Source organism: Pseudarthrobacter sp. GA104 (assembly GCF_009741265.1).
Lineage (GTDB): Bacteria > Actinomycetota > Actinomycetes > Actinomycetales > Micrococcaceae > Arthrobacter.
Window position 1 is genome coordinate 2,407,848 of the sequence record NZ_WOWL01000001.1, and the last position, 12,521, is coordinate 2,420,368.

The window sequence follows — 12,521 nt, forward strand, 5'->3', positions numbered from 1 at the left end:
GTGCCTTTTCCCCAAACCCTCCATCACCCGGTGATAGAGGGTTTGGGTTTTTCCTGCATTAAGTGAGAGAGCGTCGGGTGGGTGTGTGCTTCGTCACGAAGGGGAATAAGTTACAGAAACCTTGCGTAATGGCGATAAGGGTAGGTTAGCCTTACTTAAGTTCGCTTCATTCACTTAAGGAGTTCTGTGACTTCCCCCCTCTTCTCCGGGCCCGGCACCACCCGCCGCACGCTGTTCAAGTCAGCCGGCAAGGCCACCGCTGTCCTGGCCGCAGCGGCACTTACCCTCTCCGCCTGCTCAACAGGCCCCGCGTCCTCCACCCCGGACGCCGGGGCATCCAGCTCCAGCAGTGCGCAGTTCCCCGTCACCATCGAGCACGTGTACGGCAAGACCACCATCGAGAAGCAGCCCACCCGGGTAGCCACCGTTTCCTGGGTCAATGACGATGTGGCCATTGCCCTGGGCGTTGTCCCGGTGGGCGTTCCCAAGAACGAATGGGGCGGCAACGAGCAGGGCTCCACGCCCTGGAAGGACGCAGCCCTGGAGGAGCTTGGCGCCGGCTTCGGCTCGGACAAGGCCCCGGTCCAGTACTCCGAGGCGGACGGCATCAACTTCACCGAGATCGCCAAGCTCACCCCGGACGTCATCCTGGCCGCCTACTCCGGCCTCACCGAGGAGGACTACAAGAAACTGAGCGAGATCGCCCCGGTTGTGGCCCATCCGGAACTCGCATACGGAACTTCCTGGCAGGACTCCACCTCCATCATCGGCAAGGCACTTGGCAAGGACGCCGAGGCAACCAAGCTGATCTCCGACACCGAGGCCGCCATCAAGGACAAGGTTGCCGAGTACCCGCAGCTGGCCGGCAAGAGCTTCATCTACGGCAACCTCGAGCCGGCCAAGGGCGACGGCGTCAACGTCTACACCGCCATGGACAACCGCCCGCGCTTCCTCAGCGGGATCGGCATGAAGCTGGCCCCGATCGTTGAGGAGAAGTCCAAGGGTTCCAAGGAGTTCTTCCTCCCCTGGTCGGCTGAAAAGGCCAATGAGCTCGAATCGGACATCTTCGTGACTTGGGTGCCGGATGCAGCCACCGCTGACTCCATCAAGTCAGATCCCCTGCTGAGCCAGATCCCGGCCATCAAGAACGGCGCCCTGGTTGCTGATTCGGACAACACCCTGACGCTGTCCATCTCCGCTTCCTCCCCGCTGAGCCTGCCGTGGTCGCTGGATACGTTCCTGCCCCAGCTGGCCACCGCAGCGGATGCCGTGAAGTAAGCACCGCTCAGGTAGGAACAGATAAATGACGGACAGTACGACGACGGCGGCCCGCCAGGAGCCGGCGCCCGGCACCTTCGTGCCGGGCACGGGGCCTGCAGTACATGCCCCCGGCCGCACGTTTGGAGGGCCGCGCGCCGCCTGGCTGCTGGCCGCCGTCGTTGTACTGGCGCTGCTGGCCGGGGCCTCCCTGGCCATTGGCGCGCGGGGCCTTCCCCTCGCCACCGTGTGGCAGGCGCTCACCTCGTTTGATCCCGCCAACGGCGACCACGCCGTGGTCCACGCCCGCATTCCCCGCACCGTCCTTGGCCTGCTGGCCGGCGGTGCGCTGGGCCTTGCGGGCGCAGCCATGCAGGGCGTGGCCCGCAACCCGCTCGCGGACCCGGGCATTTTGGGTGTTAACGCCGGCGCGGCCCTGGCCGTGGTCACCGGCATCTATGTTTTCGGCGTCGGATCCCTCTCCGGCTACATCTGGTTCGCCTTCGTCGGGGCAGCAGCCGCCGCCGTCGTGGTGTACCTCATTGCTTCCCTGGGCCGGGACGGCGCCACCCCGGTGAAGCTCGCCCTGGCAGGCGCGGCACTGAATGCCGGCCTGTACTCGCTGATGAACGTCATCCTGGTCTCCAGCCAGGACACTTTGGACCGGTTCCGCTTCTGGCAGGTGGGCGGCATCGCCGGGCGCGACTGGTCCGCGGTGCTCTCCGGACTTCCATTCCTTGCCGCGGGGGCCTTCATTGTGCTGCTGACCGGCCGCATCCTCAACAGCCTGGCCCTCGGCGACGACATTGCCCGCGGCCTCGGCCAGCGCGTTGGACTGGCAAGGGCCGTCACGGCCCTCGGCATCGTGCTGCTGTGCGGCTCCGCCACTGCCCTTGCCGGACCCGTCGCCTTCGTGGGCCTGGTCATCCCGCATGCGGTCCGCTTCCTCACCGGCCCCGACTACCGCTGGATCCTGCCGTTCTCCCTGGTCCTTGCGCCGGCGCTGCTGCTGGGGGCCGACATCATCGGCCGCGTGGTCCTCCTGCCCGGCGAAGTCCCGGCCGGCATCATGACCGCCCTCGTCGGCGCGCCCGTCTTCGTCTGGCTGATTCGCCGCGGCAAGGGAGCCGGACTGTGAGCATCACCAAAACCCCCGTCGACCTGTCAGATACGGCTCCGACAACCGGCTTTAAGGGACCAAGACTGACAGGGCAACGCCGGGGACGGCTGCGGGTGAACCGGACCGCCGTCCTCGCCGCCGCCGTCGTAATCCTCTTCGCAGTGTCCGTGCTGCTGGGCAGCTATACCGTGACCATCCCGGACTTCTTCAAAATCCTCGTTGGGCACCTGACAGGCGGGGAAAAGGTCCCCGGCGCCAGCTTCATCGTGATGGAGAACAAGCTGCCGCGGGCGGTCCTCGGCACCATGGTGGGCCTGGCGTTCGGCCTGGCCGGTGCCCTGTTCCAGACCATGCTGCGCAACCCGCTGGCCAGCCCGGACGTCATCGGCATCAGCTACGGCGCCAGCGCCGCCGCGGTGGCCGCCATCGTCATTTTCGGTGCGTCCGGTGCCGTGGTTTCCGGGGCAGCGCTTGCCGGCGCGCTCGGCGTCGCGGCGCTGATCTACGCCATCTCCAGCGGCACCGTGGGCGGAACCGGCCGCGGTGATGCCGCCGGCAACCGGCTCATCCTGGCGGGTGTGGGCATCGCCGCCGCGCTGCATGCCGTGGTGAGCTTCCTGATGACCCGCGCAGACATCCGCACCGCAGCGGATGCCCTCGTCTGGCTCAACGGCTCCCTGAACTCCGCCAGCTGGGACCGGGCCGGGGTGCTGGCCCTTGCCCTCGCCGTCCTGATTCCCGCCGTTGCAGCCATCGCCGGGCCGCTGCGCATCCTGGAGCTCGGCCCCGATGCCGCCGCCGGCCTGGGCATCCGCGTCGGTGCCACCCGCCTCGCGCTGGTCACCATCGCTGTCTCGCTCGCGGCAGTGGCGACGGCGGCTGCCGGCCCGGTCTCGTTCGTCGCCTTCCTGGCCGGGCCCATCGCCCGGCGCTTTACCGGCAAGGCCAGCCTCCCGGCGTCGGCCCTGGTGGGCGCCCTCATTGTCCTCGCGGCAGACTACCTCGCCGCCAATCTTGCACCCCTGCTGCTGGACGGCACCGTCCTGCCGGTGGGCGTCATCACCGGTGCGCTCGGTGCCCCGTTCCTGCTGTGGCTCCTGGTCACGGCCAACCGAAAGGAAGCCTGACGTGGCAGTTCTCAACGCCAAGGACCTGACGCTGAAATATGACCAGCGCTGCGTGGTGGACGGGCTCAACGCCGAAATCCCGGAAGGCAAGGTGACCATGATCGTGGGTGCCAACGCCTGCGGGAAGTCCACCCTCCTCCGAGGCCTGTCCCGGCTCCTCAAACCTGCGGCCGGCACCGTCGCCCTGGACGGCAAGGACATCCACTCGCTGCCCGCCCGTCAACTGGCCCGCACCCTGGGCCTCCTCCCGCAGCACCCCACAGCCCCGGACGGCATCACCGTGAGGGACCTGGTGGGCCGCGGACGCTATCCGCACCAGGGCTTCTTCCGGAGCTGGAGCCCGCAGGATGAGGCTGCGGTGCGGCGCGCACTGGAAGCCACCGAGACGCTGGCCCTCGCCGGGCGGAACGTGGACGAACTCTCCGGCGGACAGCGGCAGCGGGTATGGATCGCCATGGCTTTAGCGCAGGAAACCGACGTGCTGCTCCTGGACGAGCCCACCACCTACCTGGACCTCGCGCACCAGGTGGAGGTCCTGGACCTCGTGACAGACCTGAACCGGCAGCGGGGCACCACCGTGGCCATCGTCCTGCATGACCTGAACCTGGCCGCCCGGTACGCGGACACCGTTATCGCCATGAAGGGCGGGGCCGTGGTGGCAGTCGGTTCCCCCGCCGAGGTGGTCACGGAGGGCCTGGTCCGCAATGTCTTTGGCCTCGAGTCCCGCGTTATCCCCGATCCCCTTTCCGGAACACCCCTGGTCATTCCCATCGGCCGCCACCACGTCCCCGCCAACGAACTGGAGCTCGTTTCATGAAAACCCGGGAAACTGCCGCCGCAAAGACGATGAACACCGAGCCCATGACCCTGGCGTTCGAAGTCACCGTGACATCGGTCCAGGAATTGAGCCCCAACTTCCGCAGGATCACGTTCGGCGGGTACTCGCTGCGGGACTTCGGCGTCCACGGCGACACCCTGGACCTCCGGATCAAGCTCATGATCCCGTCCCTCGCGGCGGACGGCAGCCCGCTGCCCCTCCCGGTGTTCGAAATGAGCTCCTCCGGCTGGTACCGCGAATGGCTCGCCATGGATCCTGCCGTCCGGGGCTCGATGCGGACCTACACGGTCCGGCAGTCGCGCCTCGACGCTGTGTACCCGGAAATCGACGTCGACTTCGTGATGCACTTTGACCACTGTGGCAACGGCGGGCCGGCCGCCAACTGGGCCCTCAACGCGAAGCCGGGCAACGCCATCACCATCATCGGGCCCAACAACAGGGCCGCGCACTGCGTCACCGCCGAGACCTACTCAGGCATCGAATGGCGCCCCGGACTGGCGCAGCGCATCCTGCTGGCCGGCGACGAAACAGCCGTCCCGGCCATCTCCGCCATCCTGGAAAGCCTGCCGGAATACATGACCGGGCACGCCTTCCTGGAAGTCCCCGAAGCCGGCGACTTCCTCGAACTGACCTCGCCGGCCGACATCGAAATCACCTGGCTGGCCCGAGGCGCCTCGATCGGCCGCTCCCGCCCGCACGGCGAGCTGCTCCAGCAGGCAGTGCGTTCGGCGGTTCCTGAGCCCGGTTGGGTTGGCATCAAAGCGTCCGACGGCGGCGCCGGCCCGGAGCCCGAAGACGTCAACGTGGATGTGGACATCCTCTGGGAGACCCCCGCGCGGATGGAGACTTCGGACATCCAGGCCACCAAGAACCCCGACAGACCGGCCGGCGCCATGCCCTTCTACGCCTGGATCGCCGGGGAAGCCGCCGTCATCAAGGACATGCGCCGCTACCTGGTCCGGGACGTCGGAATCGACCGGAAACAGGTCGCGTTCATGGGCTACTGGCGCCAGGGCAAGGCCGAGCTGTAGCCTCAGCCGGAAAAGGGCTGCCTTACTTGTAGACGCGGACCCAATCGACCTGCATCTGCGATGGCTTGGTGGCGGAGCCGTCCGGGAACCAATCCAGCTGCACTGTCTGCTTCATTACGGTAGAGGGCTGGTGCGCCGGGTTCGTGTCCGTGAAGGTCTTTACTCCGTCGACGTATCCGCTGATGCCGTCCGGGGTCCACTCCACCGCGTAGTTGTGCCACTGCGTGCCATCGACAGGCGTCGCCGCTGTGGTCTGGAAATCCGCTCCACCACAGGCGTAGTGCAGGAAGAACCTCATCACGGAGGTGACTGAGCTGCCCTCGGCATAATCGATCTCGGCGCAGTTCGGGGCACTGTTGTTGTTGAGGATCAGGACCGGGTGGTATTTCGGGTCCCGCGCATTGGTTTTCATGCGCGTTTCCCAACGGCCATACCTTTGCTCCGCGAACTTTGCCGACATGCCTCCAGTGGTGCCGGCTGCGTCTCCGCTAACGGTGGCTACGCCGTTGGCAACGGACCAGGCCTGGGGGCTGCGCAGGCCTTTGCCTGCATGCCCTGCACTGTTATAGACACTCCATTTCGTCCGGTCCGGTGCGCCGGTGTAGGAGAATTCGTCGCCCGTCAGGACCGGGCCCCAACCGAAGGCGGTAGCTGCCTGCGCACCGTCACCCGTCGTCGCGAGAGCCTGGCTGACCGGCTGGGCGGCCGCAGCCGCAGGCGCGGGTGCCGCGGCAGGCGCCGGCGCAGACGTGACCGGTGTCGCCTCGGTTGCCTCCTCCGCAGCTGGAGTCTGGCTGCTCGAAGCCGTGGCCGCCGGAGATGCTGTGTCCGTGTCAGTGGGGCCTGGAGTGGCAGGCGCGGACGCGCCGTCGGCCGAGGATGGGTCAGCCGCCCCGTTGGTCGTAGGGGCCGGGCCGCATCCTGTCAGGGACAAAGCACCCATGGTCATAACGATGGCTATTTTCTTGAACAAGATACCTCCGGGCTTAGGGCAGGAAGAAACGACTGATGCACTTGAGACGTTGACGAGTGCGGAAAGCATCTTTGGGCCCCCTTTGGCGGGGCCAGAGCTAGCAGGCGCCGAAGGGGCGCAGCGGGGTCCAGTGATCGGGCGCCCGGGGCCCTGCATTGGGGCCAGCCGCCCACGTTACCTGATCGTGACCATCGGTCGCAAAAATACGACAAGGACCAAGTAGCTGCTGATCGGGCCGATCTGGCCCGGCTCGCGGACCCTGCCGGCAGCTGTCGCCCTTCTGCACATCCTGTTGCTGTCCGTTTACCTTGGCGTCTCTTTGGGCGGTTACTTTCGTCGGATGGGTGCTAATCCTTTGCTTCCGGAGCTGGAGGGCCGGCGGGTATTTGTTGCCTTGGGCGATTCGTTTACCGAGGGCGTCGGGGACCGGGATGAGCGGCTGCCCAACGGGGTCCGGGGCTGGGCAGACCGGGTTGCGGAGAAACTGGCCAAGGCCCAGCCGGGTTGGCGGTACGCGAACCTGGCCATCCGGAGCAAACGCCTCCGGCAGATCATCAACGAGCAGCTGGAACCGGCACTGGCAATGAAGCCCGCCCTGGTAACGCTGTACGCGGGCGGCAATGACATCCTGGACCTGAAGACGGACATGGTGGCCCTCATGGCCGACTATGAAAACTTCGTGGCACAGCTGGCGGAGACCGGAGCTACCTTGGTGCTCTTTACCGGTTTCGACGTCAAGGTCTCAGCGCTGTTGGAACCGCTGAAGAAGCGCAACACCTTCTACAACCAGCGGGTTCGGGCGATTGCGGCAAAATATGGCGCAGTCCTGGTGGATTACTGGTCCCTCGATGCCTTCCATGACCGGCGGATGTGGGACTCGGACCGGCTCCACATGTCCAAGGCCGGGCACAAATACCTGGCAGGGCAGGTGCTGGACCGGCTGGGCGTGCCCCACAAGATCACGCCCAAGGACTGGGAACCGCCCTTACGGCCCAGTCTGCGGGAGTGGGAGCGGCAGCAGCGGCGCTGGATCCACGACTGGGTACTGCCGCTCTTCGGCCGCAAACTTCGCGGCGTCACCCTGGGGGACGAGCTCACCCCGCGGTGGCCGGAACCGGTGAAGGTGCCGCGGAAAGGCGGGCTGAAGAAGCTGGCGGCGAAGTCCTACTGCAGTGAAGCCAACTAGCGTCCCCGGCCTGAGCCTTAGGCCTCAGCTGTCCGGCAGATTTAGCTGTCCAGGAGGATTTCGTAGCCCGGCGCCACCCTTGCGGCGTGGAACTCCATGACTTCGAAGTCCGCAACGCCGTTCGTGTAGAACGGGTCCTGCTTCAGGCAGGCATCGAGGGTGGCGCGGTCCGCCTGGGAGAGCAGCAGGCCGCCCGTCCGCGGCACCTTGCGGCCTGCGGCAATAAAGACTCCGTCATCAAAGGCCTTCTGAAGCCAGGAAATGTGGCCCTCATTGTGGAAGTCCACGATGTCCTGCGGAACCCGGTAACTCAGGGAGACAACATACATGGCCCCAGCCTACCGGCCGCCACAGGACCTACTTGAAGGATCAACCAGGCCGCTCTCGTAGAATGAGGGAATGACCGAACCGCGCTGGCTCAACGCCGACGAACGCCGAGCCTGGCTGGCCCTGGTGAGCATCAATACCCTCCTGCCTGCGGCCTTGGACACCAAGCTCCACACAGCGGGAAAGCTTTCGCTTTTCGACTACACCGTCCTGGCCATGCTCTCCGAAGCGGAAGGCAGGTTCTTGCCCATGAGCGAACTCGCTGCCCGCAGCAGCGCGTCGTTGTCCCGGCTCTCGCACGTGGTGACCAAGCTGCAGAAGCGCGGCTGGGTGGAGCGGCGGCCGCATCCCCATGATGCCCGGGTCACCACCGCACACCTCACCGACGAGGGGATGGCAACCATCGTGGGCCTTGCACCCGGCCATGTGGAGGACGTCCGTGACCTGTTCCTTGATGCCCTCACCGAGCAGGACGTCCTTGACCTGGCCCGGATCGGCGAAAAGGTAGTGGGCCGGCTGGATGCGGACCACTGGATCCTGAGGGAAAACTAGGGTCCCTCGCCCGCGGTTGGTTGCTTCCAACAACTGATGGCAAACTATCCGAATGGATTTCACAACCCGGTTCGTTGCCCTTGGCGACTCCTTCACGGAGGGTGTGGGCGACGACGATTCCACCCGCCCCAATGGTGTCCGCGGCTGGGCGGACCGCGTGGCCCAACAGCTGGGAGCCGCTGACCCCGCCTTCGGCTACGCCAACCTCGCCATCCGCGGGAGGAAGCTCCGCCACATCCTGGCTGAGCAGGTGGACGCCGCCGTGGAACTTAAACCCACCCTGGTGAGCATCTACGCGGGGGCCAACGACATCCTGCGCCCCAGGATCGACATCGATGACCTTTTGGTGGAGTACGACGACGCCATCGCCAAGCTGCGTGCCACCGGTGCCGCCGTGGTGATGTTCACGGGATTCGACGCGCGTGGCTCGAAGGTGTTCAGCACCATGCGTGGGCGCACGGCCATCTACAACGAACTGGTCCGCGGCATCGCCGGCGACCACGGCGCGCTGCTGGTGGACTACTGGCGCTTCAGCGAGTACTACGACTGGGGCATGTGGGCGCAGGACCGGATGCACATGTCCGCTGCCGGGCACGCCAACATGGCCAAGCGGGTGCTGGACGTCCTGGAGCACGACCACTCCATCGACATCCCGCCCATGACGCCCGTCCCCGAACTCAGCGGGCTGGACGCCATCCGGGCCAACGCCCGGTGGTTCCGCGAGTACGCCGGGCCGTGGGTGGTCCGCCGGGTCACCGGGAAGTCGTCCGGGGACGGCCTTAGGCCGAGGTACCCACAGCTCACGCACCTCTAACCCCGGGCCTGCTTATACACCCTCCAGCGCCGGATTGGTCTTTAATTGCGCGAACTCGTAGACTTGGTAGGCGCTAAGTGCGCGGAGCGTGCGCAATTGCTCCGGTTGCCCGGTAATTTCTCCAGGGTGGCCGGTAGTTAGGGGCTCAAGTTGCGTGACTAACCGTTGCCCTTCTTCATTTTTGGGTCGCCCTTAGCAGCATGGTCCAGCAGCAGATATGCGGATCATTACTTTCAATTCTTGAGGAGAAGTCATGGCAGCACACTGCCAAGTGACCGGAGCCGAGCCGGGCTTTGGGCACAGCATTTCGCACTCGCACCGCCGCAACAAGCGCCGGTTCGATCCGAACATTCAGAAGAAGCGCTACTGGGTTCCGTCCCTGCGCCGTAACGTCACGCTGCAGGTCTCTGCACGTGGCATCAAGACCATCGACGTACGCGGCATCGACGTAGTCGTCGCCCAGATTCTGGCTCGTGGGGTGAAGCTCTAGTGGCTAAGGACAAGGACGTACGTCCGATCATCAAGCTCAAGTCGACTGCGGGCACGGGTTACACCTACGTAACCCGCAAGAACCGTCGTAACGATCCGGACCGCATGGTCCTGAAGAAGTACGACCCCAAGATCCGCCAGCACGTCGAATTCCGAGAGGAGCGCTAAACATGGCTAAGAAGTCCAAGATTGCTCGCAACGAGCAGCGCAAGGTCATCGTGGAGCGTTACGCTGCAAAGCGCCTCGAGCTGAAGAAGACCCTGGTTGACGAAAACGCAACCGACGAAGCACGCGAAGCGGCCCGCCTGGGCCTGCAGAAGCTGCCCCGCAACGCGTCCCCGATCCGTCTGCGTAACCGCGACATCATCGACGGCCGCCCCCGCGGTACCTTCCAGAAGTTCGGCATCTCCCGTGTCCGCTTCCGCGACATGGCCCACAAGGGCGAACTTCCGGGCATCACCAAGTCTTCCTGGTAATCCAGCACTGCTGATACCAGCTGCTTGAAAAGGGCCGGCAACCTCACGGTTGCCGGCCCTTTTGCTGTTAAGGATTCTCCGGTTGGCGTCCTTCGATCCGGCGGCCAGGCACTGTGCTGCAGCACACAGGAACGGGATACGACGCCGGGTGGGCTCCCGCGGCCGCCCGTGGGCCGCTTTGCCGCGGAAACACGGGGTTCAGAGGGCCTCGCCAGGGGGATTTGCGGAGGCCCCCGGGGAGGTGTATTGTTTTCTAAGTCGCCGCGAGGGAGACAGCGAAGAGCTGGTTACCGCGGGCGGCCAAACCCCCAAAATCAAGACCAAATTCTGGCAGGGCTTTCGAGCGCTCCTGAAGAGGTGGGGACGACTTCCCGCCGATGAGAATCCTGAAACACGGATTTGCATCGGAACGGAGAGTCGGGTAAGTTTGAAAAGTTGCTCCGGAGCGATCCACGGTGGTTTTTTGCTGGTGGTGGTGCCGGGTGTGTCTGTTGTTTGAGAACTCAATAGTGTGCCAAGTTTGTTGATACCAATTGTTTTAGTGATTGGTTGAATTGACCGGGCTGTCCGCCCCTGTGGGTGGTCTGGTTTTTACAGCTGGTTTCAAATTTTGTGCAGCCTTTTTGTCCCGTTTTCCCGGGGCTGGGGGTTGTGTCTGTTTTACTTCAACGGAGAGTTTGATCCTGGCTCAGGATGAACGCTGGCGGCGTGCTTAACACATGCAAGTCGAACGATGAACCTCACTTGTGGGGGGATTAGTGGCGAACGGGTGAGTAACACGTGAGTAACCTGCCCTTAACTCTGGGATAAGCCTGGGAAACTGGGTCTAATACCGGATATGACTCCTCGTCGCATGGTGGGGGGTGGAAAGCTTTTTGTGGTTTTGGATGGACTCGCGGCCTATCAGCTTGTTGGTGAGGTAATGGCTTACCAAGGCGACGACGGGTAGCCGGCCTGAGAGGGTGACCGGCCACACTGGGACTGAGACACGGCCCAGACTCCTACGGGAGGCAGCAGTGGGGAATATTGCACAATGGGCGCAAGCCTGATGCAGCGACGCCGCGTGAGGGATGACGGCCTTCGGGTTGTAAACCTCTTTCAGTAGGGAAGAAGCGAAAGTGACGGTACCTGCAGAAGAAGCGCCGGCTAACTACGTGCCAGCAGCCGCGGTAATACGTAGGGCGCAAGCGTTATCCGGAATTATTGGGCGTAAAGAGCTCGTAGGCGGTTTGTCGCGTCTGCCGTGAAAGTCCGGGGCTCAACTCCGGATCTGCGGTGGGTACGGGCAGACTAGAGTGATGTAGGGGAGACTGGAATTCCTGGTGTAGCGGTGAAATGCGCAGATATCAGGAGGAACACCGATGGCGAAGGCAGGTCTCTGGGCATTAACTGACGCTGAGGAGCGAAAGCATGGGGAGCGAACAGGATTAGATACCCTGGTAGTCCATGCCGTAAACGTTGGGCACTAGGTGTGGGGGACATTCCACGTTTTCCGCGCCGTAGCTAACGCATTAAGTGCCCCGCCTGGGGAGTACGGCCGCAAGGCTAAAACTCAAAGGAATTGACGGGGGCCCGCACAAGCGGCGGAGCATGCGGATTAATTCGATGCAACGCGAAGAACCTTACCAAGGCTTGACATGAACCGGTAATACCTGGAGACAGGTGCCCCGCTTGCGGTCGGTTTACAGGTGGTGCATGGTTGTCGTCAGCTCGTGTCGTGAGATGTTGGGTTAAGTCCCGCAACGAGCGCAACCCTCGTTCTATGTTGCCAGCACGTGATGGTGGGGACTCATAGGAGACTGCCGGGGTCAACTCGGAGGAAGGTGGGGACGACGTCAAATCATCATGCCCCTTATGTCTTGGGCTTCACGCATGCTACAATGGCCGGTACAAAGGGTTGCGATACTGTGAGGTGGAGCTAATCCCAAAAAGCCGGTCTCAGTTCGGATTGGGGTCTGCAACTCGACCCCATGAAGTCGGAGTCGCTAGTAATCGCAGATCAGCAACGCTGCGGTGAATACGTTCCCGGGCCTTGTACACACCGCCCGTCAAGTCACGAAAGTTGGTAACACCCGAAGCCGGTGGCCTAACCCCTTGTGGGAGGGAGCTGTCGAAGGTGGGACTGGCGATTGGGACTAAGTCGTAACAAGGTAGCCGTACCGGAAGGTGCGGCTGGATCACCTCCTTTCTAAGGAGCACCTACAGATTGTTCGTGCCGTGTATGCGGTGCGGGGGTTTGTCAGGAGTACAGCCCGTTGCGCAGACGCAAGTTCTGCGGCGGGTGCTCAAGGGTGGAATATCAACGAATAGCGGCTGCCGGTTCTTTCCGGT

13 protein-coding genes and 1 rRNA gene are annotated in these 12,521 nt (G+C 64.1%); 12 read left to right on the forward strand and 2 right to left on the reverse strand.

All coding sequences use genetic code 11. From position 1 onward, the window contains the following. The first annotated feature begins 186 nt into the window (after positions 1-186). From GK109_RS10985 to GK109_RS11005, 5 genes are all read left to right on the forward strand, one after another. A complete protein-coding gene (locus GK109_RS10985) occupies positions 187-1,278 on the forward strand; it encodes an iron-siderophore ABC transporter substrate-binding protein (protein WP_323058228.1) in 1,092 nt (363 codons plus the stop codon). A gap of 25 nt (positions 1,279-1,303) precedes the next feature. Continuing rightward, positions 1,304-2,395: an iron ABC transporter permease gene (locus tag GK109_RS10990; RefSeq protein ID WP_157240402.1), complete on the forward strand. Its 1,092-nt coding sequence runs from the start codon at positions 1,304-1,306 to the stop codon at positions 2,393-2,395. Between the two features lie 65 nt (positions 2,396-2,460). Beyond that, the gene (locus tag GK109_RS10995) at positions 2,461-3,504 is read left to right on the forward strand and encodes a FecCD family ABC transporter permease (protein ID WP_370460778.1); all 1,044 of its coding nucleotides are present in this window, start codon (positions 2,461-2,463) and stop codon (positions 3,502-3,504) included. 1 nt (position 3,505) lies between these two features. Continuing rightward, positions 3,506-4,321: an ABC transporter ATP-binding protein gene (locus GK109_RS11000; RefSeq protein ID WP_370460544.1), complete on the forward strand. Its 816-nt coding sequence runs from the start codon at positions 3,506-3,508 to the stop codon at positions 4,319-4,321. Then, entirely contained in the window at positions 4,318-5,373 is a 1,056-nt protein-coding gene (locus GK109_RS11005) for a siderophore-interacting protein (protein ID WP_157240404.1), read from the forward strand. Before GK109_RS11000 ends, GK109_RS11005 begins: the two co-directional genes overlap by 4 nt. A 22-nt stretch (positions 5,374-5,395) precedes the next feature. On the opposite strand, the gene GK109_RS11010 is transcribed toward GK109_RS11005, so the two are convergent. Then, positions 5,396-6,346, reverse strand: coding sequence for a family 16 glycosylhydrolase (locus tag GK109_RS11010; protein WP_231754845.1), 951 nt, complete (start codon positions 6,344-6,346; stop codon positions 5,396-5,398). Positions 6,347-6,686: 340 nt separating this feature from the next. Here GK109_RS11010 and GK109_RS11015 point away from each other — a divergent pair, with 340 nt between their 5' ends. Next, positions 6,687-7,532, forward strand: a complete 846-nt coding sequence (locus GK109_RS11015; protein ID WP_157240406.1) for an SGNH/GDSL hydrolase family protein — start codon at positions 6,687-6,689, stop codon at positions 7,530-7,532. 41 nt (positions 7,533-7,573) lie between these two features. Here the strand turns inward: GK109_RS11015 and GK109_RS11020 are convergent, their stop codons facing one another. Then, on the reverse strand, positions 7,574-7,861 hold the full coding sequence (locus GK109_RS11020; RefSeq protein WP_157240408.1) for a YciI family protein: 288 nt from the start codon (positions 7,859-7,861) through the stop codon (positions 7,574-7,576). A gap of 70 nt (positions 7,862-7,931) precedes the next feature. Here GK109_RS11020 and GK109_RS11025 point away from each other — a divergent pair, with 70 nt between their 5' ends. From GK109_RS11025 to GK109_RS11050, 6 genes are all read left to right on the forward strand, one after another. Continuing rightward, positions 7,932-8,411, forward strand: a complete 480-nt coding sequence (locus tag GK109_RS11025) for a MarR family winged helix-turn-helix transcriptional regulator (RefSeq protein ID WP_104999378.1) — start codon at positions 7,932-7,934, stop codon at positions 8,409-8,411. A gap of 52 nt (positions 8,412-8,463) precedes the next feature. Beyond that, the gene (locus GK109_RS11030) at positions 8,464-9,225 is read left to right on the forward strand and encodes an SGNH/GDSL hydrolase family protein (RefSeq protein ID WP_157240410.1); all 762 of its coding nucleotides are present in this window, start codon (positions 8,464-8,466) and stop codon (positions 9,223-9,225) included. A 253-nt stretch (positions 9,226-9,478) separates the two neighbouring features. After that, positions 9,479-9,715 (forward strand): 50S ribosomal protein L28, encoded by a 237-nt coding sequence (gene rpmB, locus GK109_RS11035; RefSeq protein ID WP_013602738.1) that lies wholly within the window; start codon positions 9,479-9,481, stop codon positions 9,713-9,715. Next, the gene (rpmG, locus tag GK109_RS11040; RefSeq protein ID WP_013602737.1) at positions 9,715-9,882 is read left to right on the forward strand and encodes a 50S ribosomal protein L33; all 168 of its coding nucleotides are present in this window, start codon (positions 9,715-9,717) and stop codon (positions 9,880-9,882) included. Before rpmB ends, rpmG begins: the two co-directional genes overlap by 1 nt. A 2-nt stretch (positions 9,883-9,884) precedes the next feature. Next, positions 9,885-10,190: a 30S ribosomal protein S14 gene (rpsN, locus tag GK109_RS11045; protein ID WP_009358853.1), complete on the forward strand. Its 306-nt coding sequence runs from the start codon at positions 9,885-9,887 to the stop codon at positions 10,188-10,190. A 665-nt stretch (positions 10,191-10,855) separates the two neighbouring features. After that, a 16S ribosomal RNA gene (locus tag GK109_RS11050) occupies positions 10,856-12,378 on the forward strand. Positions 12,379-12,521 lie beyond the last annotated feature (143 nt).

What these genes read in the sequence shown, in the direction of transcription:
- GK109_RS10990 (WP_157240402.1), top strand. Translation starts at nt 1,304, where the DNA reads ATGACGGACAGTACGACGACGGCGGCCCGCCAGGAGCCGGCGCCCGGC.
- GK109_RS11005 (WP_157240404.1), top strand. Translation starts at nt 4,318, where the DNA reads ATGAAAACCCGGGAAACTGCCGCCGCAAAGACGATGAACACCGAGCCC.
- GK109_RS11015 (WP_157240406.1), top strand. Translation starts at nt 6,687, where the DNA reads ATGGGTGCTAATCCTTTGCTTCCGGAGCTGGAGGGCCGGCGGGTATTT.
- GK109_RS11020 (WP_157240408.1), bottom strand. Translation starts at nt 7,861, where the DNA reads ATGTATGTTGTCTCCCTGAGTTACCGGGTTCCGCAGGACATCGTGGAC.
- GK109_RS11025 (WP_104999378.1), top strand. Translation starts at nt 7,932, where the DNA reads ATGACCGAACCGCGCTGGCTCAACGCCGACGAACGCCGAGCCTGGCTG.
- GK109_RS11030 (WP_157240410.1), top strand. Translation starts at nt 8,464, where the DNA reads ATGGATTTCACAACCCGGTTCGTTGCCCTTGGCGACTCCTTCACGGAG.
- rpmB (WP_013602738.1), top strand. Translation starts at nt 9,479, where the DNA reads ATGGCAGCACACTGCCAAGTGACCGGAGCCGAGCCGGGCTTTGGGCAC.
- rpsN (WP_009358853.1), top strand. Translation starts at nt 9,885, where the DNA reads ATGGCTAAGAAGTCCAAGATTGCTCGCAACGAGCAGCGCAAGGTCATC.